This window comes from Brevibacterium luteolum, assembly GCF_025147615.1.
GTDB lineage: Bacteria > Actinomycetota > Actinomycetes > Actinomycetales > Brevibacteriaceae > Brevibacterium > Brevibacterium luteolum.
Genome location: NZ_JALXPM010000025.1, coordinates 21,761 through 44,097, shown reverse-complemented (window position 1 = coordinate 44,097; position 22,337 = coordinate 21,761). Strand labels below are relative to the sequence as shown.

The following is a 22,337-nucleotide window of genomic DNA, read 5'->3' as shown; positions in this document are numbered from 1 at the left end:
GTGAGCCGTGATCAGATGACCATGTCGTCGTGCTTGCGTGCAGAGCGGACGTCGGCGATGAATCCCTTGACGATGAAGTACAGCACTCCGGCGACGATGACCGGCCACATGAGCATGTACAGGGTCAGGATCGAAATGGACATCTGTGATCACTTCCTCTGATCGGAGTCGTTGCGGGTGGTGCGGTGGCTGGAGGTCTCGAACGGGCCGTCATCGGCTGCCTTCTCGTCCTCGTCCTGGAGTTCGCGCAGCTCGGCGTCGAGATCAGCGTCCTCGGTATCGTCGCTGGGGTCGAAGTCACCGGTGACACGCTGGATGATGCCGAAGTCGAAGTCCTGGTTCGAGCGCACGGACATCGACCAGCACACGAGGAAGGAGACTGCGTAGGCGACCAGGGATGCCGAGAGCACCGTGTAGTCGCGCAGGAACCCGAAGCCGACGAACCCCGTGGCGACAGTGGCGAGAGCACCGACGATGATCGCCGGGCGGAGTCCGAAGAACCCGAAGGCCATGATGCCGGGCACCACTCCGACGCCGATGATCGCCAGCGCCTCGACGATGATCGCCCACGCACCGGTGACCGGGATGAGCTCGAAGCGCACGGGGATGAAGACTGCCAGTGCCGCGAGCACAGAGACGGTGAAAGCGCGGTTGGTGACCTTCTTCCAATAGAACGAGGCGATGACGGGGAAGACGAGGCAGCCCCAGAGTGCTCCGACGAAGACGAGCAGGTCGAGGATGTTGAACCGGGCTGTCGCGAAGTACAGCGCGGCACCGGTGGCGACGATCATCGTCACCCGGCCGATGAGCAGCATGGTGCGTGGGTCGGCGTTGCGGCGGCCGACGGACTGACCGTAGATGTCGGTCATGACGATCGAGCTGAGCGCCGACAGATCGGAGTCGGCTGTCGAGGACAGTGAGCCGATGATCATGATGAACGCGACGGCGACGAGGATGGCCGGCAGGTAGGTGGCGGCCATCTGCGGGAGCAGGTTGTTGACGTCTCCATCGAGCGGCTGCACACCGAGGTAGAGGGCCATGACGCCGATCATGCCGATGCCGATGACCGAGGCGCCGTAGCCGATGGTGGCGGTGACAAAGGTCGGCTTGATGAGGTCCTCGCGCACGGCGAACATCCGCTGGGCGATCGTCTGGTTGCCGATCGCGTAGGCGAGGACGGCGGCGATGTAGGGCGCGCCCTGGTTCATAAAGGCGTCCGAGGAGAAGAAGCTCTCCTGGGCGGCGGTGACGTTGCCGGCAGCACGGCCGGCTTCGAACATGTCCGGTCCGCCGGCGGCGAAGAACACGATCGGGATGATGATGACGGTCGCGCCGAGCATTGCGCACACCTGGGCGAAGTCGGTCAGCACCGAAGCGCGGAAACCCGACCACAGGGTGTAGAGCAGCACACCTGCGGCGACGATGATGATGCCGCCGCCGAAGCTGATGGGTGACAGAAGCGAGATGATCGCACCACCGGCGATGAAGTTCGAGGTCAGCGAAATGACCGAGCCGAGGACGTTCGATCCGGCGAGCATGAGCTGCGAGGACCGGCCGTGGCGGGCGTACATCACCTCGGCCAGTGTGTGGGCGCGCGGGGCGACGGCGCGGATACGGCGGCCGAAGGGGTAGATGAACAGGATCATGAGCGCGCCCCACAGCCCGTAGTGGATCGGGCCGGACACGCCGTAGGTGTAGCCGGCGGTGGCCGAGGCGTACATCGACGAGGCCCAGATCCAGGTCGCGGTCATCGAGGCTGCGGAGATGCCGAAGCCGATCCGGTTGCCGGCGGTCATGTAATCGTCTGCGTTCTCCTTCCTCTTCGATATCGCCATCGACATCCACATGGTTCCGCCGTAGAACAGCAGGAGTAGCAGCACGAGGCCGGGGATGCCGAGTTGGACAAGGTCTGAAGTGTCAGAAGACGGCGGCACAGATTCTCCGTTTCGCAGGCGACGAGGGCAGCGTCTGCGCCGGCGCATCCGATCACATCAGACGTTCTCGGCGCAGAACGGCGCCGAAGCCAGAACTTGACCTCGGCACGCATTCGATAAAAGCACAAAGAACGCTGAGATTCGAATCGACGGCGTCTGAGAACCGGTTTTCGATTCCGCTGCTTCCCTTATGCGCGTAGGACAAGGCGCGGTCGGAAAGAAACCCGTGTTCTCCCCTGTCAGACGCCCTCAGTAACGCGCCATCTGCCCGTCGACGGTCTCTGCCCACGCGTCGATCCCACCACCCAGATTCACGAGTTCCGGATCCGGCTGCTGATCCCCGGCTCGTGTGCGGAGGATATCGATCGCCTGCTGGGAACGCACCCCGGATTTGCAGCAGAACACGTATGTCGCTGCGGCTGCAGTGGGCGGCAGCGCGTCCCAGCCGCGCTGTTCGATCTCACCGAGGGGGACGGCCACAGACTGCGGGATGGCAGCGATCGCCCGCTCCCACGGTTCGCGCACGTCGACGGCCACGGTGGTGCCGTCGTCCAGGCGGGCGCTGAGCTCGCGGGGTGTCATGCTCTCCCCCGTGCCCGAGGCGGTGGGCGGCAGCGCCTGGCAGTTCGCCTCGGCGGCGGGCTCGCCGATCGAGGTGACCTCGCCCGCGTCGGGATCGGGGGCCAGAGCGAGTTCGCGCCAGCTCATCGTCAGTGCGTCGAAGAGCAGCACGCGGCCGAGCAGCGGCTGGCCGATGCCGGTGAGCAGCTTGATCGCCTCGGTGGCCATGACCGAGCCGATGGTGCCCGGCAGCACGCCGAGCACGCCGCCTTCAGCGCAGCTGGGGACTTCGCCAGGCGGCGGGGGTTCGGGGTGCAGGTCGCGATAGGTGGGACCGTGTCCCGCCCAGAAGACGCTGACCTGCCCGTTGAAGCGCAGGATCGAGCCCCACACGCACGGCACGCCGGCCAGCGTGCAGGCATCTGAGGTGACATAGCGGGTGGCGAAGTTGTCGGTGCCGTCGATGACGACATCCCAGCCGTCGACCAGGTCGGCGGCATTGTCGGGACTGAGCCGTTCGATGAACGTCTCGACGCTGACGTGCGGATTGAGGTTCGTGATCTTCTCTGCTGCCGATGTCGCCTTGGCACGGCCGATGTCGGCGGTGGTGTGGATGACCTGGCGCTGCAGATTGGTGACCTCGACGGTGTCGTCGTCGACGATGCCGATGGTGCCGACCCCGGCTGCTGCAAGGTAGAGCAGCACCGGTGAGCCCAGTCCACCGGCGCCGATGACGAGCACGCGAGCGCTCTTGAGCCGCAGCTGGGCGTCGATCCCGAACCCGGGCAGGCTCAGGTGGCGGCTGGCCCGGTGCGCCTCAGCCTGGGTCAACCCGTCGGCAGGGGCGGCGAGCGGTCCTATGCCGGTCATGAGGCCGCCTCGGTGATCGGTTCGGCAGTCCCGAGCGGGGTCATGATGCCCTCCTGCGGTGAGCTGGCGATGGCGTGCCGGCGGGCCGGGATGCGCCCGGCACGGGCAGCGAGGCCGCCGGCGGTGACGGCGTGGCGCATCGCGGTGGCCATCGCGACGGGGTCCTGGGCGCGGGTGACGGCTGAGGCCAGCAGCACGGCGTCACAGCCGAGCTCCATGGATAGGGCGGCTTCTGAGGCGGTGCCGATGCCGGCGTCGAGGATGATCGGTACCCGGGCGCGGGCGCAGATGAGTTCGATGTTGTGCGGATTGAGGATGCCCAGGCCGGAGCCGATGGGAGCGCCGAGCGGCATGACGGCAGCGGCTCCGGCGTCTTCGAGTCGGCGGGCGACGGCGGGGTCGTCGGAGGTGTAGGCGAAGACGGTGAACCCGCGGTTGGCCAGCTGTTCGGTCGTGTCGACGAGTTCGACGACATCGGGCAGCAGCGTGTCCTCATCGGCGATGAGCTCGAGTTTGACCCAGTGGGTCTCGAGCGCTTCGCGGCCGAGTTCGGCGGTGAGGATGGCGTCGCGGGCGGTGTAGCAGCCGGCGGTGTTGGGCAGGATGCGGATATCGTTGCGCTCAAGCAGGGTGAACAGGCTGTCGCCGGTCTGCGGGGTGTAGCGGCGCATGGCGACGGTGGTGAGTTCCGTGCCTGAGGCGATGAGCGCGTCTTCAAGGACGCTCAGGGAGCTCAGGCCTCCGGTGCCCATGATGAGGCGTGAGTTCAGTTCGACGCCGTCGATGCTCAGCGGCGGCAGTGCGGGTGTATGGGTCATCGGGCTCAGCCTCCCTGCATCGCAGTGATGATCTCGATGTTCTGTCCATCGCGCAGACCGGTGGACGACCACCGGCTGCGCGGGACCACGGCCGCGTCGACGGCGACGGCGATACCGAGACGCTGGCCGTCTGCGGCGGTTCCGTCTGCCTGGAGCTGCCGTCCGGTGGTCTCGGCGATGATGTCGCTCAGCGTCGTGTCCGCGTGAGCCGTGCGGGTCTCTCCATTGATGGTGACCGTCACCTCTGACTCCGTCGGGGTCGCAAGGCTGTGGTTCGCTGTCATGGTCTTCCTCCTTGTGGCTGATTCTCTGCAGCGTGATGTGCGATGCGGCGCGGGTCCATCGTCTGCAGATGGTGGTGGTCCGTGTCTGCGGTCTCCGCACTGCCGCCTGGTCGGGGCACGGCCTGCGGGTCGAGTTCGTGCAGCACGAGCTGGGCCGCCAGCCGTGAGGCGAGCGGGGTGAGCAGGATGCCGTGCCGGTAGAACCCGTTGGCAACGATGAGTCCCCCGACAGTGTCGCCTTCAGCGGTGGGCAAGGCGCCGAGGTAGGGGGCGTCGTCGTGGGTGCCGGGCCGGGCGCGGGCGGTGACTTCGGTCAGTTCGCTCTCGCCGATGCCGGGCACCAGGCGCTGGGCGTCGCGCAGCAGCTGGGCGACGCCTTCGACGCTGGGGCCTTCCCGGTTGTCTTCGCGGCTGGTGGCACCGATGACGATCTCCCCATCGGCCCGCGGCACGAGGTAGATGGGACGGCCTGTGACGATGCCGCGGATGGTGCGCTCCAGCAGCGGCGGTGCACCGTCCGGCAGGCGGGTGCGCAGCACCTCACCGCGGATCGGGCGCAGCGGCAGCGAGCGCTCCCTTGGCAGCAGCGTGATCGTCTGCGCCACTCCGGTGGCGAGCACCGTGACCGGAGTTGTGAGGGTTCTGCCGTCGTCGAGGCGGACTCCGGTCACCACTGGCCCGCTCCTGTTCTCAGCTCGGATGAGTTCGACGGCCATCTGCCGGATGATGGTGGGCAGCACGGTCTGCAGGGCAGCGGTGATGCGGCGCGGGTTGACCTGGTGGTCACCGGCTGAGCGGAACACCCCGGACAGCGAGGGGCTCAAGGCGGGTTCGAGACGCCGGGCGGTACGGCCGGTCAGCGCTTCGACTACTCCGCCGGCGGCCTGCTGGTACTGCTGCAGATCCGCCAGCGCCTGCCGGTCTGCGGGGTCGGCAGCGCAGACGAGTGTCTCGGTCTCGCGGTAGTCGACGTCTGCCTGTGCATCATCTTCAAGGTCTGCGACGAATGCTGGATATTCGGAAGCGGAGTCGCGCATGAGGGCGAAGAGCCGTTCATGCTGATAGCTCATCTCAGAGACCGGGGCGATCATCCCTGCCGCGGCGAAGCTGGCACCGGTTCCCGGGCTCGGATCGATGACGATTGTGCTGAGACCAGAACGGGTGAGCCGCCAGGCAGTGGCGAGGCCGATGATGCCACCGCCGACGACGGCGACGTCTGCTGTGAAAGCGTGTGCCTCATCTGCTGGCACGGGCATAGCGCATGCATCCTTTCCTCCGGCGGTCTCAACCGCATCAGGTTCAGCGGTCGGCGCTTAAGCCCTCTCAGCCCTCACCGGGCTCCCGCAGGATCGATCAGCGTTGATCGATGCCGTCAGTGTACATACGGCAGTGTCTTTGTGCAGTTCGCGACTGAAATGCGGTCACATCGCGACAGACGCACGCAGATGAGAAGTCGTCAGCTAAGCTGCGAGGCATGGGCGCTGTATTCAGCCCAGCGTGTGCCGGTCCCTTCGCGCGGATAGCCGTTGCCGGTAGCACGGAAGCCCAAGCGCTCGTAGGAGCGGATTGCGGCCGCGTTGCTGTCATCGACGTCAAGCAGCAGTCTCGGTCTGCCCAGCTGCTCGGACAGGCGCGCAGCTTCGCGCACGACTGCGGCTGACACTCCCCTGCCGCGGGCGGCTGGACGCACCCAGATCTTGGTGAGAATCGCCTCGTCTTCGGCCAACGGCATGTCCGGCGTGTAGCCCTCCGGCTGGAGCACCAGACACCCGACCGGCACCTCGGCTGCGGTGGTCTCACCGTCTGCCGGCTGTTCCCGGTGGCGGGCGTGGAGCACGATGCGTGCGCCGCTCAGCTGAGCCTGCCAGTCAGCCGCACGCAGCTGCGCGGCCTCCTCGTAGGTGCCCCAGAACGCTTCGGGCGCATCGGCGAGCATCCGCAGGCGCACCTGACGGTGGGCGTCCCAGTCAGCGGGATCGAGCCGTACGATCTCAAGCACACCCTCGGCACTCGCCGTCCGTGTCAGCATCGTCGCCACCGCCGTCTCCCATCTGCAGTCCTCATCGCACCCGGCTCCAGCGTATCCGGACAGGTCGCCTATGCCGGTGTCTTGCGGATCAAGACGCGCCTGGCCGGCGTGCTACGCTCGCGCCATGCCAGCCGGTCCCCGCGTTCAGACGGATCTAGTACTGCTGCGCAGAGTCCGGGATCGGATCGACCGGGAGTTCGACCAGCCTCTCGACGTTCCCTCCCTTGCCCGCGGTGTCCACATGTCGGCCGGACACCTGTCACGGAGGTTCAAAGCGGCTTTCGGAGAATCCGTGTACTCCTACCTCATGACACGGCGGATCGAACGCGCGATGGCGCTGCTGCGCCATTCCGAGCTGAGTGTGACGGATGTCTGCATGAGCGTCGGCTTCTCCTCGCTGGGGACGTTCAGCACGCGATTCACCGAACTCGTCGGTGTCTCGCCGACAGCGTACCGAAAAGCGTCCAAGGCAGACCTGCTGCACCTTCCGGCATGTGTCGTCCGGACGGTCACGAGACCGGTCAGAAATCGAGAAGCTCAGCCGTTCTCGGCTCCGTAGCCTTGTGCTCATGACACTGAGCATTCATTCCAGTTTCCTGCCGCACACAGACCCGGAAGCGTCCCTGCGCTTCTACCGCGATGTGCTCGGCTTCGAAGTGCGGCTCGACGTCGGTGAGGGCCCGATGCGGTGGATCACCCTCGGCGCTGCCGGTCAGCCGGACACCCACGTCGTCCTGCAACCGCCGGTATGTGACCCTGGGGTCACCGATGCCGAGGCGCAGACCATCGCCGACATGATGGCCAAGGGCACCTATGCCGGCATCAACCTCGCCAGTGACGATCTCGACGGGCTCTTCCAGCGCCTCGCACAGGCGGGCGTCGAGGTCGTGCAGGAGCCGAAGGACCAGGTCTACGGACTGCGCGACTGTGCGGTGCGCGACCCCGCCGGCAACCTCGTCCGGATCCAGGCCCGGGAGGCCGGCCATGGCGAATGACAGCGGCTTCTCCGAGGCAGAGCTCACTGCGATGAAGGAGCGCGCGGCCGAGCTGCGCTCGCAGAAGGGCGGGAACAAGAAGGCGAAGAACCTGGAGGCGCTGCTCGAGGCGATCGCTGCGCTCCCGGAAGGCGACAAGCAGATCGCAGCAGCTGTCCATCAGATCATGACCGAGGCGGCGCCTCATCTGGCCCCGCGGCTGTGGTACGGGATGCCGGCCTACGCCGACGACGCCGATGTCGTGGTGTTCCTGCAGCTCTCCAGCAAATTCGACACCCGCTATTCGACTCTCGGATTCAACGGTGCCGCGCAGCTCGACGACGGGGACATGTGGGCAACCCATTTCGCGATTCCCGCCCTGACGGATGCCGTACGGACACGTGTGGCAGAACTCGTGCAGAAGGCGGTGCCACCACCGAGCTGACGATCGTTGGACGTCGTGAACCACTGCCGGCAGCGGCATGTGTACAGAGGATCCCGGGACATCGGGCAACGATGGCCCGGGATTCTCGTGCGCGTGGATTCAGGTCATCGTTCGCCGTCACGACGAGGTCGCGCCGGCATGTTTGGCGAGAACCCTCTCGTCAGCACGCACGGCATCCCAAAACCTCGGTGCGGTTGGATGGAATCAGATTCAACGTGGATCATCGAATCACTGGAATCTGAGGTGACGGGCCCCGGAACGATGACGCGAGACATCGCCGCCAGAACAAAAAATCTCGGGACATCGAGTGAACGATGTCCCGAGACTTCACAACGTGGGGCTCCTAAAGACTTACTGAAATCGAAAGGAGACTACCTCTCAAATCGATGGCGTGGTCCCAGGAGCCAAAGGCCAGATCAGGCGTGCAGCGCCACACTTCGTGCCCTTAGGTCTCCGCGTTCGGCGCGGACAGGGAAGCAATTGCTTGCAGAGACGGAGCAAGCCATCGTCGCCGAGTACAAAGCAGGGCAGACGATGAAGAAGATCGCCGCGCGTCACGGCATCCACCGCGTCAAAGACAGCGAAGTACTCGACCGAACCAGCACGGTGAAGCGGGCTAAGAGCATGAGTCCAAGTCAAGTCGACATGGCCGCTCGGCTCTACAAGTCTGGGCTCTCGCTCGCCAGCATCGGCGCGCAACTCGGCTTCCATGCCACCATCGTTCGCACGATGCTGCTGCGGCAAGGCATCACAACGCGCGACTCTCACGGATGCCCTCAATAACCACCGTCGTCGTGTCTGGCTACGTCACGTTCGCGACTGGCGTACGAGCAGTCACAACTTCGAACAGACTTAGCGGAATGCCTGCGCCGGTGAGCAGTTGCTCATCGTTGATCCCGGCTTCGTTGATCACTTCACGGGCTCGCGGCAGCATTGAAGGCGCCTCGAGAGAAGAGACCCTCCCAGGTTCGGCACGTCGCCAACCGTTCTGTGACATCCGAATCATGGCATTTCTATACGTCACATCTCCCATGACGCCGAGCGTACGAGCCCGATAGAGAAGCGCCGCGATGCTGACGCCCCAGTGCTCCTTAAGCTCCGCGAGCTTGGCCCAGCCCCGACCCGCAGTCGTCGCGGGAAGGTGTAACCCGATCTCCTCGGCTGGCATCAGGAACTCTGCGGCGAAGCGGTTGGCTTGCTCCTCCGCGACCTTCCCGCCAGGTTCAGCATCGTGGTGCATGATCAAGTGCCCGATCTCGTGGGCAACATCGAAGCGCTGTCGGTAGTAGTCGTCCTTCACAGGATTGAGCACGATGATCGGACGCGTCCCGGTGTGCAGGGAGTAAGCGTCAATCGCCGCGATGCCAGGTTCGCTAAACACGACGACCACACCAGCGCGCTCCGCCAGCCGGACGACGTGCTGGATCGGCCCCGGTGTGACACCAAAGAAGTCCCGGGCTTCGCGCGCTACCTCCTCCGGTGAGGCATCGGCTTCGTCGGGAGCCACGGGGAGATCGGGCAACGACGTCTCGGGGAGATCAACAACCTTCTCAAGGAGTCCGGCGATCTCCGTGACGAACTGGCCGTAAGCTTCCGCCTCGTCCTGAGCGACCTGCGGGGTTGAACGCAGCGAACGGAAATGTGGCTTCTCGACGCGGGGAGGGGCCCCTCCAGCGAAGAACTGTGGCTCGACCCTCAGCGCCAACGCCAGCTTGGCCACTGTAGCTCGGTTGGGCTGCTTAGCCCCGCTCTCCCAGCCCGTAACCGATGCTGGCGACATCCCTATCAGGTCCGCAAGACGAGCTTTACGAAGGCCGGCGAGCTGGCGCGCCATCGTCAACCGTCGCCCGTCGAAGAACGACGTGGCGTTGGCGAGCGTTTGAGTCGTGCGTCCCGCGCTAGCCATTCGAAGTGGCCGTGCCGTCGCCTGCCTGTGCCTTCTTAAGCCGAACAGCAATCTCCTCAACCTCCGTCGAAGGAGCGTCGCCCGGAAGCACAGGGGGCAGGCCCCGTCCTGTCAGCTCAGGAGGTGTGCCACCGTCGAGCAACTGATGGCGCCAGTGCCAGCATGAATCTCCCCGGAACTCGGAGTTCTTGCTCTGACCGATGTGAAGCTCGAACTTGCCGGTGACTGGGTCGTAGGAGTGTGCAGCGACGAGCGTCACTCCTTCGAAGTCATCGTCGTCAGGAATCCCAGCGATGGTCTCCAGGCCGAAGTCCTCATCCGCGAAGAGCGTGTCCTGGGCAATGAAGGACTGCGATGCCACACGCCGTTTCGCTTCACTCCGCTGTCCCCACTTGATGCGATCGACCTCGCCGTACTTGAAGGACTGCAACAGCACGCGATAGCCGTCAGCCGCCCATCCCGGTGAGCGCTTGTAGTCGCTTCGACTGATGCGATCAGGGGGAAGCGGCGGCATTGCCCGCCGCACTTCTGGCGTGACGCCGCTCCCGAGGACGTCTTCACCGAGACTGTTAGCGCCGTCGGGAAGGGTATAGCGCCCGTTGGCGGTCGCCCGGTCGAGAAGATCCCGGAGGTAAACGAAGTTATGGACACCGATGACCATCTGATCATGCCCGGCGTCTTCGTCGTAGTCCTGCCCCGTTCGAGCGAACGCCACGGGCGCAGCCCAAGTGAGCGCTTCAAGCAGCCCGGACTTACCTAGGCTCTCCAGTGCGTCGTCTTCTGAGCTCATGTCCTCATCGTAGCGCACAGTCAGTATCGGGCGCGCCTGATTTTACTCTCGGCGTGTCTTCGGCGAATCAACGTCAACTCCTAGGCGGCACATGTCGTCATGCCGACCGGGACGCACCCGCTGAGGTCACAAGCACCGGAGCACCTTGCGGCCGAACGATCACCACCTGGTGTCGCGCTCGGGTGATGCCCACCCGCAGCAGACGGCGCGCCGCGGCACGTTGCGCCTCCGTATCGGTGTCGCGGAAGAAGCTGCCCTGGTACTGCCCCTCGACAAGTAGGACGCCATCGAACTCCTTGCCCTTGGCCTTGTGGATGGTCATGAGTACGCAACCGCGTGGGTCGCGCTGGTCCGCCTGAAGCCTGCCTGCCTCGAGCGCACGGCGTACCAGGTCAATGGCGCGGCCGTAGCTGCCGCGCAGGTCCCACGCCGAGGCAAGTCGGCTTCCGATCTCATCGGTTGCGCGGAAGAGTCGAACGAACTTGGCGTTCGCCAGTAAGTCTGATAGGTCGTTTCCGGCACCGAGCAGATCACGCGCCTGTAGCCAATCCCAGGCCGGATCGCCCTGGAGCATCAGACCACTGTCGTACGAGGCAGTGAGAGCCTTGGTGCTCTTCAGCCGCTGCCCCTCACCTCTGCGTGCCCGGCCCGCGGCCGTCCGGTATCGCTCGCTGGCCTGCCGGGCGGCGTTGCTCGCGCTGGCAGCGTTCTTGGCGTCGAAGTAGTCGGCGATGCGATCGAAGGTCTGGCCTAGTGCATCGTCCTTTGAGCGACTCGGCCACTCCAGAATCGAGGCCACCACCAACGCGGCCGCTGCAGTGAGGTCAGCGTCCCAGAGCACGTCGTGCTCGACCGGCCTGACCGTCTGGCCGTTGAAGCTGTGCTCTTGCCCCAGGATCGTCGAGAGCTTGCCTACGAGCGAGTTCGTTCGCGCCAGCACGACTACGGAGGGATGAATGATGCCCGCCTTGCGAAGCGAGCCCAGCATCCAGACCACGCCAGCGTGGACAGTGCTGTCGAAAGCGTTCGGCCAGTATGCGCGCGTGATCACGTCTTTGGTGTCCGGCAGAGGTCGGTTCGTCAATACGGCGTTGGCATACTCCAGGATGCCAGCGTCCGGGCTTCGATGGTTCTCCCCACTGAGATCAAACTCGGCAGGGTCGAGGTGGGCGCGCAGGTGATTGAGGCGCTCTGGATCCACCCGCGCGTCATAGTCGAAGATCCGCTGATCCGGGTCAGCCATGAACATGGTCTTCGAGCGCGCGGACAGCGCCTTGACCAGCGCCCACTGCGCATCGTCGGTGTCCTGGAACTCATCCAGGATGACCACGGGGTACTTGTTGGCGAGCAGAGACGCAATCGACGCGCTGCCAGCGACGAGTTGGGCAGCGGCTGCGGCGAACTGACCGAATACGTAGCGACCCTCATCACGCGCGAGGCGCGCTGCCTCGGCCTCCCAGTCGCCGTCGAAGGCGGCCTTAGCGAGGTTCTCGTCGCCGGGATAGATAATACGCGGTGCGCGTCCAGTGAGCAGGCGACCATGCGCTCGCAGGATGTCCATTGCGAACGCATGATACGTGCGCACGGCAATCTGGCGACGCTCGTCGTAAGGCAGGATGTCACGGCAGCGGATCTCAACCTGACGAACGGCCGCACGGGAGAAACTGAGGAAGAGGATCTCCTGGCCGGCCTGCAGCGCCGGGAGCATCGTCTGGGCTTTCAGGAGAGACAATGTGGTCTTGCCGGAGCCTGGACCGCCGAGCACCAAGACGGGGCAGCCGTGATCCAGGGCTCCCTGGGCGGTCTCGGAGAGCTGCACCTGCACCGTAATTACTCCTTGGTCTCTCCGGAGCCGGCCGCCGGTGCAGCGTCGTCCAGCACCAGCTCAGGCTCGTCATCGAGATGCTCGTTGATAGTGAGAAGCGCGTCGCGGATGAAGGCAGGCAACTCGGCCTCGGCCTGACACTGCTCGATGAGCGTACCGGTGTACCCGAAGCCGAACGCATCACCCTTGCGGGCTTTCAGTACCTTCGCTGCCAGTGCGGCCAGGTCATCGTCCGCAACCCGCTCGGCAACGTAGGGATGGCTTGTCGGATAGTCGTCGCGCTGCACGACTTCGTCGAGAAAGCTCCGCAGCACACGCGTCGGAACCTGCTTCACGAGGATCTGCTCGATGCCCGTTTCCTGCGACTCCCAAAAATCGTCGAACGACTTAATGTTCTCCGTCGCGTCCGCTGCATCGGGGGCGTTCAGCTTGTCCCGCATTCCGTAGACCCGCTTGCCAAGAGCCTTGAATATCGGGGCGTACCGCGGCACTTCGCGGTCGTTACCCGCGTTGAAGAGGGTGACGCCAGTGAGGTCAATGTGTGAGTAGTCGTCTCGGAAGTGTTCGAGCGCCGATGAGACCGCGTGCACAGCGACCATCTCCGTCTGTCCTTCGAGGACGAACACGGCGCGGCTTAGGATTGCCTCGGCAAACTGGCGGCGCTGCGTGCGGTAGGTCTTCGGTTTAACGCTCGTGGTGTCGATTGGTGCACCGGTGAAGGTATCCCCGTCACGAGAGAGGATCACCACGTTCTCCGGGTCGAACTGCTCGATGACATAGGGCGAATGGGAGGTAACGATCGACTGCCCCATTTGCTGCACCACGTACTTCGTCACGCGCCGCTGAGTGTGCGGAGGAAGCGCGATCTCCGGCTCCTCCATCACGAAGATGACCGACTGGTCTTCCTTGAGATCTGCGATGATCGTCAGCAACGCGAATACCAGCAGGTTAATCGAGCCGGTGCCCTGCTTGGAGAACGGCACCGAATGGTTGCTCGGTTGCGTCGCGACGAAGAGCCGGACTACCTCGCGTAGGTGCTCGCGCGTCAGGTCTGAGGCGAAGAACGCTGCCGAGTCCTCACCTGGAGCCAGGTTGACGAACTTGCCGAGGCGCGTGCGGATGTTCTCGCGGATGACCTTGAGCTGTTCGATCTCTCCGATCGCCGGATCAAGGTCTTGCAGTGCCCCAAGTGCGTCCCGCCACATCTCCGCTGCGCCCTCACCACCGAGCCGGAGGATGGTGTCGAGCAGCGAACCGCGCTGCAAGCTGAGCGCACGAGATCCGGTGCGCAGTGCTCGCAGGAAGATGAAGCCGCAGAGGCGCTTGTGCGCGCGGTTGAACTGTGCGCGACTCGAGCCGAGTGATGCGCGTTGGTCTTCGTCGAGCTCGTCATGTTCGGGCAACGGATGATCGAAAAACGTATCCCCGATAAAGTCGTCTTCTTCACGGTCGTAGCGTCCAATGAAGATGACAGGGAGGGCCCAAGAGGTCCCATCGCGATCCGCGGATTGGATGCTGTCCGGTTCCTCGTCGATGAACGAGAGCGCCGCGTCATCCCAGCGCCGGAGGTGCTGGAAGAACCGGCGCCGCTGCTCATCCGAGAGGTCGGTGAGGACCGCGCGAACACGAATCTCGCGCGGCTCGCCACCATCGCCCAGGTAATCACCGTGTGAGAAGTCGTGCTCGTCTATAACGGGGCGACGGTACAGGCGCTCTGGCCCCAAGACCAGCTCCAATGCTTCGCAAACCGTGGACTTGCCGATGTTGTTTCCACCAACGAGCAAGGTGTGCTGCTGGAAGACCACCCGCCCGGCTGTAATGCCGCGGAAGTTCTCAATCTCAAGCTGTCGGACCCTCACTGCGGAACCACCTGCGAGAAAAACAGAAATGACTGCGATTCATAGTCCTCAGCGTCATTCACAGTCACAGCTTCCAACTCCCCGGAACCGACACCGCGTAGTCCGGCACGCCAATTGCCTCGAAGTGTTGCTTCGCGGACTTGATCTTGGCGTTCTCCGTGGGGCGGCGCTTGATCTCGTCTTCCGTGCTCTTCGTCTCGCGGATCATGTAGACGCGCTCCTCGCCGTACTCGTGCTTCACGATCGCCCAGTCCGGGTTGTACGGGCCGACCGGGGTGTCGATCTTGAACTTGTCGGGCAGCTTCATGAAGAACTTGATGTCCTCGCGACCGTCGAGCAACTCAGCGAATTGGCGCTCGGGGTCGGAGTCGTAGACGACGTAGTCGAAGTTCGACTTGTTCGCGTTCTCCAGCTTGTACATCTGGTCGAGGAAGCGTTCCTTCTCCTCTTCGCCGTCCTTGCGCAGTTCACGCAGCTCGTAGACGGAACCTGCGATCTTCTCGTACTGCACGCCGTCGACGACGAGCTTCGCCAGCTCGGTCTGCATGAGGCGCTTCGCCATGGCGATGAAGTCGTTCGGGTTCGCGATGAACTCGCCCAGCCGTCCACTGCCGACGAGGACGTCGACGATGGTCTTGCGGGTGAGGGAAGTGGCCTCCTGCAGCTCTCCGATGATGTCGGGCAGGTCGTAGCTACCTCGGAGTTCTTGCTGACGTGACCCGAGTTCCTGGCCCTTCGCGCCACCGCGGAGGACCTTCACGCCCGCCCGGGTGACCTGGATGCGCAGCGGATCGACGTCTGGTGCTTCCTTGATCGCCTTGACCGAGTTCTCGATGATCTTGTCGCGCTCCACCTCGACGCGGTACGTCGTGCGACGGCTGATCGTCTCCCAGAACTTCTCGAACTCCGGGTTCGCGAACAGCTCCTTGTTGAGCTTGCGCGAGTGACGCTTGCTCTTCGGCTTGACGTACTTGCCGATGTTCGCACGACCGACCAACTCGATGACAAACGGCTCAGCCCACATGAAGTCGACGGGCATGTTGAGGCTGAAGTCGAGCGTGTTCGGCTGGAACTTCGGCTGCACGACGCCGTCCTTGTCGATGAACTTCTGTGCGAGCAGGTGCTCCCAGATCGACACGGATCTCTCGTAGCCGAGGTTTTCGTCGGTGAGCGACCCGTCCGGGTTCTGTAGCGGGATCTTCGAGAACTCCGCCTTGCGCACACGCCCGATCTCGACGCCCGCGTCCTTGAACTCCTTCTGGAGCGCATCAGCGAACTGCTTGTACGACTCGTTCGCGACCACGGTCAGCGTTGCGATGCCGCGATCGGCAACGCGCTCGTAGCCGCCCGCGCTCTTCGCGACAGGTAGGCGCAGACCACGACCGAGCGTCTGGCGGCGCTCCGTCTCGGCGCCCATTTCGCGCAGGGTGCAGATCTGGAAGACGTTCGGGTTGTCCCAGCCCTCGCGCAGGGCAGAGTGGCTGAAGACGAACCGCGTCGGCTCGTTCTCGTCGAGCAGGCGCTCCTTGTCCTGCATGATCAGCTCGTAGGCGTCGTCCTCAGCCTTGGTCGTGCCTGACTTCGAGACCTCCTGGAAGCCGTCAGGTGCTCCTCTCTTGCCCTTGAGGACAGAGAAGTAGCCGCGACGCAGCTCGGCCGGATCCTGCGGGAGCAGCTCCTGCCACTGCGGCGACTTGGCGCGTTCCTCGCGGAACAGCTCGTCGAACCACTGCACGAATTGACCGTTCGCGTCGTTGTTGTTCGAGCCGTCACCGAGGAAGCTCTCGACCTTGTCGATGAAGAACAGGCTGAGCACCTTGATGCCCTTGGCGCGCAGCTGCGTCTCCTTGCGCAGGTGCTCCTTGATCGTCTCGCGGATCATCTCTTTGTAGATCGCGCCCGATGCACCGCCGATGCTCTCACCTTGGTACAGGTAACCGTTGTGCAGGGTGAGGTCAATGAATGAAGGCTCAATGCTCATCTCGTTGATGCGCCAGCCGTCATAGTGTGCGTTGCCCGTGATGCGAGGGTCAGACAGCTCCTGATTCTGCTTGACGTTCACGACGCGGCGTTCGAGTTCACCGCTGGCCTTGCGGCACGACAGATCCAGCCGGGCAACCCAGCCCTTGTCGTTCTTGACCTCGACCAGCTTGATGTACGGCGAGGCGTCCGCACCCTGCTGCTGCACGTCCGCCACCACGATCTGCTTCACAAGTCCGAGGTCATGCGCGTCGACCGGATCAAGCCGGTAGACGACGTTACGGAGCTTCTTGTGCGTCGCGCTATAGCGCAACGTGAACACCGGGTCGAGCTCGCTCACGGCCGACTGAGAGAGCAGGGACTCCATGTTCTGCGGCTCGTCCATGATGACGACCGGATGCGTCGCCTTCAGGTAGTCGATCGGCTTAAGGCCGTTCAGCTTGTCGCGCGTCTGGTGGATGATGCGCGTGTTCGCGTTGCCACGGATCGAGTCGATCGTCATGACCATGATCTGCACGTTGGTCGACGTCGCGAACGACTGCACTTCCTCGGCCGTCTTACCGCTATAGACCGACGAGTCGAAGGTGATGTTGCGCTTCTTGTACAGGTTCTCGAAGTGCGAACGCATGAGCCGGATGCTCGTGTTGACGCCCTCACGGATCGCCACGTTTGGCACGAGGATGACGAACTTGGTGAAGTTGTACCGCTCGGCCAGCTCGAAGATGGTGCGGAGGTACACGTACGTCTTACCCGTACCCGTCTCCATCTCGATGTCGAAGTCGAGCGCCGAGTCATCGAACAGCTTCGAGGCGACCTCGAGGCCGTTTTTGTCCTGCACGCGCTGCAAATTGGCAAGCACCGTGTCGCGGTCGAGCACCAGGCGGTTTCCGATGGCGCCGACCTCTTGCGAGAGGTCGAGGTCGAGCGCCTCGTTCTCCGTCTCGTCGAGCGCGGCTACCTGGCCGCGCAACGTCGTCTCCAGCTTCTCGGCGTCCTTCGGCTGTCCGTCGAATAGATCGACGACAGACTTGATCGCGTCGAGCTGATACGGCTGGCTAGCGTCAAACTTGAATCCGCTGCTCGCTGTGTTGTCTCCCATGATCAGGCCGTCCAGAGCTCGATGCCCTTGCTCTTGCAGAGCTGAGCCAGGTTGGTCTTGAGCTGGTCGTCACCCTGGAACGCATCCTCAAGGACAATCAGGCGGGCAGGGTCCTCGTCGACCACGGCGCGCAGTTGCCCGAGTGTCGGCTTGACGTGCTCGTTCAGGTAGGCGAGCACGATGCCATCGCCCACCGAGCGCAGGTTCAGGCCGGCCACATCGATCGGAGCGATCTGCTCGGTCAGGGAGTAGCCCTGCTTGAGGAGAATCTCAGCGAGGAGGTCATCGGCAGACGCGGCGTCCGCACTGCTGCTGTCGCGCAAGTCGAGAAGATGTTGCTCAAGCTGATTCAGATCGACATCGCTCGATTGCTTCCACTTCGTAAAGTTCGTGTCCGCGAGTCGATAAGCGCGCACTCCAAAGTCCAGGTCGGGATCGTCGGACAAACGGCTACTTGACTCTTTCCGAAGAAGTGACCCAGCAGCCTGAATCCGAGATACGGAGATGTCCGCAATTGAATCGTGACCCGCTTTCCGCGCTGGATGTCCATCGAAGAGTGGTTCTGGTAGCTGAACTTGAACGAACTTCCGATTACCACCGTCTTCCGCGTTGAGCGACATGACCGCGTGCGCAGTCGTACCAGAACCGGCAAAGAAGTCGAGAACGATCGACTCGGTGTCAGCGGCCACGTCAACGAGCAGTTTCACGAGGTTCACCGGCTTCGGGTAGTCGAACCATTTCGGATCGAGCCCAACCGCCTTGATGTCAGCCGATCCCTCGTTGGTAGTGATGTCCATGACGAGGTCTTTGACGGTCGCTCCATCGACATCACGCACCTTCGTGTAGACCTTCCATCCGGAAGCCCCCTCAATGAACGCCAGGTCATACGATTCCGATTCGACCTTGCGTCGACTCCAGCGAAATGCGTGATACTTGTTTGTCCCGTTATTGTTCTGCTTCGGGGCGATCTTGGTGTAGCCATCGTAGACATGCACATCGGACACGTCGGCGGTCTTCACATCGCCCGTCTCCGCGTTGTAGTAGATGTCGAAGACAAGGTTGGGGCGAGTAACCTCGTTAAATGCCGAGTTAGTGTTGTAGAGCTCGTTCTTGAGAACATACGCGCCACGCTCGTCATGCTCAGCTTTGTAGTTGAACCCCTTGTATATGGAGGGCATCAGCTTCTTAAGTTTCGATCCTGAGCCTATGAATTCACCCGCCTCGTCCACTCGACGTGCATAGCAAAGAATGTACTCCTTGGTGCCTGCCGCACCGCTGGCAGCGATCTGACGCCCCTTGAGGTTGCTAACCCAGACGAAAGTGTTCAAGTAGTTGGACTCCCCGAAAACTTCATTGCAGAGCTTCTTGAGATTGTCGTACTCGTGGTCATCAATCGACAGGAAGATAACGCCATCCTCGGTCAACAGGTTCCGCGCGAGCTTCAGTCGCGGGTACATCATGTTGAGCCAGTTGGAGTGGTAGCGCCCCTCGGTGTCGGCGTTGGTCGAGAGCTTCTTGCCCTCCTCGTTGACCTGACGCGTCCACTCGAGGTAGGCGTCGAGACCCTCCTTGTAGTTGTCCGGGTAGACGAAGTCGTTGCCGGTGTTGTACGGCGGATCGATGTAGATTAACTTGATCTTGGCGTGATAGTGCTTCTGCAGGATCTTCAGCACTTCGAGGTTGTCGCCCTCGATGAACACGTTCTTGGTGGTGTCCCAGTCCTTCGAGTTCTCGAAGTCAGGTCGCAGCGTTGCAGTGGTCGGCTCCTGCGCCGCACGCAGGGCGCGCTTCTTGCCCGGCCAGAAGAGCCCGAACCGCTCGCTGGTGTCGGCCGCGTCGCTCTCGAGCAGCTCCTTGAGCTTCTCCACGTCCACCTTGCCGTCGGCGATGGCCTCGGGGACCAGGTCAGCCAGCTGCGCGGCGAGCTCGGTTCGGAAGTTCGGTGTGGTGGATGGTGTTTCGTGAACTTCTTCGCTCATCGGATTTTCTCTTTCCTTAGTTTGAAAAGTGCGATGTCGTCTGTGAACGCTGGCAGTTACGCGACAATGCGCCAACGGATCGCGAACAGGTGTTCGGTCTGCTGAGTGCCCTGTAGGGACTGCTCGATCATGTCGAGCTTCTCGTCGATCTCGGCCTGCAGCTTGCGGCGTGCGTCGCGGAAGTCGTCGTCGGCTTCGTCCGCCCGACGCTCCCACTTGCGGGCCTCACGTTTGAGCTTGAGCTGCTCCATCGGGTCGTCCGCTCGCTTCGCCGCCTTGCGGGCTTCCTTCTCCTTGGTGCGATACTCACGGATCTTGCCTTCGTGCTCGGCCTTGCGGTCCTGCTGGTTGCGGTAGAGCAGCTCCTCCTGCTGGTCGTAGTAGCGAGAGTTGCGCCCCTGGACTTCTTTCTCCAGCTCACCGAGCCGCGCCTTGAGCTGTGGATCGACCTTCGCGACGTCGACCGCGACGGGTTGTTCACCCACGTTGAGGCAGGCGAGGTCGAGGATGTCGGCGACGTATTCCTCGTCCAAGAACTCGCCGTCGTCGGTCATGCCGCCGGCGAGCATGTACGACTCGGAGATGTCCTCGTCGCGAGCGCGCATCGTGAAGGTCAGCAAGTTGACCGTCAGCTCGCCACTCTTGCCTTCGAGCGCCTTGACAGCGTTGCTGTCACGCTTCGATTGGCCGAGCGAGAAGGTCAGCTCGCGCTGCGGCGTCTCGTGCGCCTTCGCGGTGTCTGCGACGTGCTGCGCGAGCGGACTGGCGTAGCGATACTGGTGGGCATTCGGGAGCGGCTTTGACTTGAAGAAGTAGCGACCCGTCGGTGCATCCTTGGTCGGCGCTTGATTCAGGACGAACGTGCGGCCGTCGCCCTCGAACGTCGCGACCTCTCGGAGTTCGTGCTGGGTGATCGCAAGCAGGAGACGCTCGAACTTGTTGAGAACGTCATCCGACTGCTCGTCGTACGCTTTGAGGCGATCCTGCACGTGCGGGTCGAGGTGATCGAAGACCTTGGCCTTGGCGCTGGCCATCTCCTTCGAGATCTCGCCCGCGAACTGATCCTCAAGCTGCTTGAATGCCGCATCGATCTCGCCGGCCGTCTTGCAGCGGGTAAGGATGTCGCTGATTCGCTTCTCGAAGTCGAGGCCGTCCTCCACCGCGCCGAGCACCTCGTCGGAGGCGCCGAACACGCTCGAGAACAGTTGGAACTTGTTCGTCAGCAGTTCCAGGATGCGCTGCTCGGCGACATTGCCCTTGTTGCTGAAGTTCACGACGACGACGTTGTGCTTCTGGCCGAAGCGGTGCACGCGGCCAATGCGCTGCTCGACGCGCTGCGGGTTCCACGGCAGGTCGTAGTTGACGAGCATCGAGCAGAACTGCAGGTTGATACCTTCCGCCGCCGCCTCGGTCGCGATCATGATCGTGCCCTGCTCGCGGAAGTAGTCCACGAGCGCCTTACGTCGGTCGACCGCCGGGATGCCCGTGATCAGATCGCCGTCCTTGTTGGCCGTCAGCCATGCCTGGTAGATCGCCGTCTGCTCAGGTGAGGTGTTCGATCCGTTGAACAGCACCACGCCCTCGCCGCGACCGGCATCGGCCAGCGTGCGGGCGATGTACTCCTGCGTCTTGGTCGAGTCGGTGAAGATGATCGCCTTCTCGGCGGCGCCCAGTTCGCGCAGCCGCTCGAAGCCCATGTCGAGGGCCTCATTGAGCTTGACTGCCTTCTGATTGACGGTGATCGAGCGAGCCAGTGCCGCATACTCGCGGAGCTCATCGACCTCGGCGCGCATGCGCTTGAGGGTCTCGGCGTCGAGTTGCGCGCTCGATGCCTGATCCGTCGTCTCTTCGGCTTCCTCGACGATCTCGTCCTCGAGTTCGTCACCAGCCTCGAAGTCGGCCAGGAACAGCCCGCCACGGTTGTCACGGAGTTTGCCGGCGGCCACCTCGTCCGCCAGACGGTTGGCAATGTTCTCCAGCGTGCTCGCCACAGCATACGTCGACGAACCGAGGCGCTTACGAATGATAAGGGCGGAGAGATGGCGCTGCGATCCCGCGAACGCGAACAGCTCGTCGCGCTGCAGGTAGTCGTTGACTAGGTCGTACAGGCGCACCTCGTCAGGCGACGGCGTGAACTCCACCGTCAGCGGCATGCGCTTGGTGAACCGGATGTACTTGTTCGCGTCCTTGCGGAGCGTACGCTTCGAGATCGATGCCACACGCTCGACCAGATCGTCATCGCCGGTCAGGTCGCGGTTCTTGATGTACCGCTCGCGGAACGCGTCGAGAGAGTAGAAGTAGTCTGGGTCGAAGATCGACACCAGACCGTACAGCTCCTCGAGCTTGTTCTGCAGCGGCGTCGCCGTGAGCAGAACGGTTTTGTGCGCGCTGCGGGCGACGTGCGAAACGGCCTCGGCCATCTTTGCTTTCCCGTTCCAGAAGCTGCGCAGGCGGTGCGCTTCGTCAGCCACCACCAGATCCCACGGTTTCAGCAGTGAGGTCTCGTGGCGGAGGGCGAACTCATACGAGCAGATGAGAACCTCAGTAGAACGGGTGTCGGCCGTCGTGAGCAACGCGTGCTTCGACTTGGCGTCGAGGATCGAGGACGGGATGAGGAACTTCTCGTACAGCTCCTGTTTCCACTGCTGACGCAGGCTCGAGGGCGCGATGATCAGGATGCGCCGCTTGCGTTCGGCCCAGGACTGCGAGATGACGATGCCCGCCTCGATCGTCTTACCGAGACCCACCTCGTCAGCGAGGATCACGCCCGGCAGGAACGGTGTCTGCAACGCGAACAACGCCGCATCGATCTGGTGGGGCTTCGGCTCGACCTGGGCGTCGAACAGCAGACCAGCGAGCTTGCCGACGTGGTCGTTGGCGTAGCTGCGCTGCAGCTCGTGGGCGAAGTACTTCGACTGGTAGTCGGTGAGGGGAGCTGTCATCGGCAGCCCCTCACGGTGCAGCAGGGCAGACACATGGAAGCT

Annotated in this window: 18 protein-coding genes and 1 riboswitch; of the genes, 4 read left to right on the top strand and 14 right to left on the bottom strand. The window is 63.3% G+C overall.

Translation table 11 applies throughout. The features are described 5' to 3' along the window. Window positions 1-11: 11 nt before the first annotated feature. The 7 genes from M3C25_RS07935 to M3C25_RS07905 all read right to left on the bottom strand — a co-directional run bounded on the left by M3C25_RS07935 (window position 12) and on the right by M3C25_RS07905 (window position 6,496). Window positions 12-143 carry a putative transporter small subunit gene (locus M3C25_RS07935; protein WP_259855698.1) on the bottom strand — a complete coding sequence of 44 codons (132 nt, stop codon included), beginning with the start codon at window positions 141-143 and terminating at the stop codon, window positions 12-14. A 6-nt stretch (window positions 144-149) separates the two neighbouring features. Beyond that, window positions 150-1,934: a sodium:solute symporter family protein gene (locus M3C25_RS07930; protein ID WP_259855695.1), complete on the bottom strand. Its 1,785-nt coding sequence runs from the start codon at window positions 1,932-1,934 to the stop codon at window positions 150-152. 249 nt (window positions 1,935-2,183) lie between these two features. Then, the gene (gene moeB / locus M3C25_RS07925) at window positions 2,184-3,365 is read right to left on the bottom strand and encodes a molybdopterin-synthase adenylyltransferase MoeB (RefSeq protein WP_259855693.1); all 1,182 of its coding nucleotides are present in this window, start codon (window positions 3,363-3,365) and stop codon (window positions 2,184-2,186) included. After that, entirely contained in the window at window positions 3,362-4,183 is an 822-nt protein-coding gene (locus tag M3C25_RS07920; RefSeq protein WP_170273996.1) for a thiazole synthase, read from the bottom strand. Before M3C25_RS07920 ends, moeB begins: the two co-directional genes overlap by 4 nt. A gap of 5 nt (window positions 4,184-4,188) precedes the next feature. Then, window positions 4,189-4,467, bottom strand: coding sequence for a sulfur carrier protein ThiS (gene thiS, locus M3C25_RS07915; protein WP_259795802.1), 279 nt, complete (start codon window positions 4,465-4,467; stop codon window positions 4,189-4,191). Continuing rightward, the gene (gene thiO / locus M3C25_RS07910; RefSeq protein WP_259855692.1) at window positions 4,464-5,723 is read right to left on the bottom strand and encodes a glycine oxidase ThiO; all 1,260 of its coding nucleotides are present in this window, start codon (window positions 5,721-5,723) and stop codon (window positions 4,464-4,466) included. Before thiO ends, thiS begins: the two co-directional genes overlap by 4 nt. Continuing rightward, window positions 5,721-5,822: riboswitch (TPP riboswitch) on the bottom strand. Its footprint overlaps the gene before it by 3 nt. Before the next feature lie 101 nt (window positions 5,823-5,923). Beyond that, window positions 5,924-6,496: a GNAT family N-acetyltransferase gene (locus M3C25_RS07905; RefSeq protein ID WP_259855691.1), complete on the bottom strand. Its 573-nt coding sequence runs from the start codon at window positions 6,494-6,496 to the stop codon at window positions 5,924-5,926. Between the two features lie 124 nt (window positions 6,497-6,620). On the opposite strand from M3C25_RS07905, the gene M3C25_RS07900 reads away from it, so the two are divergent. From M3C25_RS07900 to M3C25_RS07885, 4 genes are all read left to right on the top strand, one after another. Then, window positions 6,621-7,055, top strand: coding sequence for a helix-turn-helix transcriptional regulator (locus M3C25_RS07900; RefSeq protein ID WP_259855690.1), 435 nt, complete (start codon window positions 6,621-6,623; stop codon window positions 7,053-7,055). A 10-nt stretch (window positions 7,056-7,065) separates the two neighbouring features. After that, the gene (locus tag M3C25_RS07895) at window positions 7,066-7,491 is read left to right on the top strand and encodes a VOC family protein (RefSeq protein WP_259855689.1); all 426 of its coding nucleotides are present in this window, start codon (window positions 7,066-7,068) and stop codon (window positions 7,489-7,491) included. Then, the gene (locus M3C25_RS07890; protein WP_259855686.1) at window positions 7,481-7,915 is read left to right on the top strand and encodes a DUF1801 domain-containing protein; all 435 of its coding nucleotides are present in this window, start codon (window positions 7,481-7,483) and stop codon (window positions 7,913-7,915) included. Before M3C25_RS07895 ends, M3C25_RS07890 begins: the two co-directional genes overlap by 11 nt. A gap of 534 nt (window positions 7,916-8,449) precedes the next feature. Next, complete coding sequence (locus M3C25_RS07885; RefSeq protein WP_259855685.1) at window positions 8,450-8,698, top strand: hypothetical protein; 249 nt, start codon at window positions 8,450-8,452, stop codon at window positions 8,696-8,698. Between the two features lie 19 nt (window positions 8,699-8,717). Here M3C25_RS07885 and M3C25_RS07880 read toward each other — a convergent pair whose 3' ends face one another. From M3C25_RS07880 to M3C25_RS07850, 7 genes are all read right to left on the bottom strand, one after another. Continuing rightward, the gene (locus M3C25_RS07880) at window positions 8,718-9,821 is read right to left on the bottom strand and encodes a helix-turn-helix domain-containing protein (protein ID WP_259855684.1); all 1,104 of its coding nucleotides are present in this window, start codon (window positions 9,819-9,821) and stop codon (window positions 8,718-8,720) included. After that, window positions 9,814-10,611, bottom strand: coding sequence for a hypothetical protein (locus M3C25_RS07875; protein WP_259855683.1), 798 nt, complete (start codon window positions 10,609-10,611; stop codon window positions 9,814-9,816). Before M3C25_RS07875 ends, M3C25_RS07880 begins: the two co-directional genes overlap by 8 nt. Window positions 10,612-10,708: 97 nt before the next feature. Further along, on the bottom strand, window positions 10,709-12,436 hold the full coding sequence (locus M3C25_RS07870; RefSeq protein ID WP_259855681.1) for a UvrD-helicase domain-containing protein: 1,728 nt from the start codon (window positions 12,434-12,436) through the stop codon (window positions 10,709-10,711). Window positions 12,437-12,441: 5 nt separating this feature from the next. Beyond that, complete coding sequence (locus M3C25_RS07865; protein WP_259855679.1) at window positions 12,442-14,295, bottom strand: ATP-dependent nuclease; 1,854 nt, start codon at window positions 14,293-14,295, stop codon at window positions 12,442-12,444. 64 nt (window positions 14,296-14,359) lie between these two features. Beyond that, entirely contained in the window at window positions 14,360-17,374 is a 3,015-nt protein-coding gene (locus tag M3C25_RS07860; RefSeq protein WP_259855677.1) for a restriction endonuclease, read from the bottom strand. A 2-nt stretch (window positions 17,375-17,376) separates the two neighbouring features. After that, window positions 17,377-19,353: a site-specific DNA-methyltransferase gene (locus tag M3C25_RS07855; RefSeq protein WP_259855675.1), complete on the bottom strand. Its 1,977-nt coding sequence runs from the start codon at window positions 19,351-19,353 to the stop codon at window positions 17,377-17,379. Between the two features lie 56 nt (window positions 19,354-19,409). Further along, on the bottom strand, window positions 19,410-22,295 hold the full coding sequence (locus M3C25_RS07850) for an SNF2-related protein (RefSeq protein ID WP_259855674.1): 2,886 nt from the start codon (window positions 22,293-22,295) through the stop codon (window positions 19,410-19,412). Window positions 22,296-22,337 lie beyond the last annotated feature (42 nt).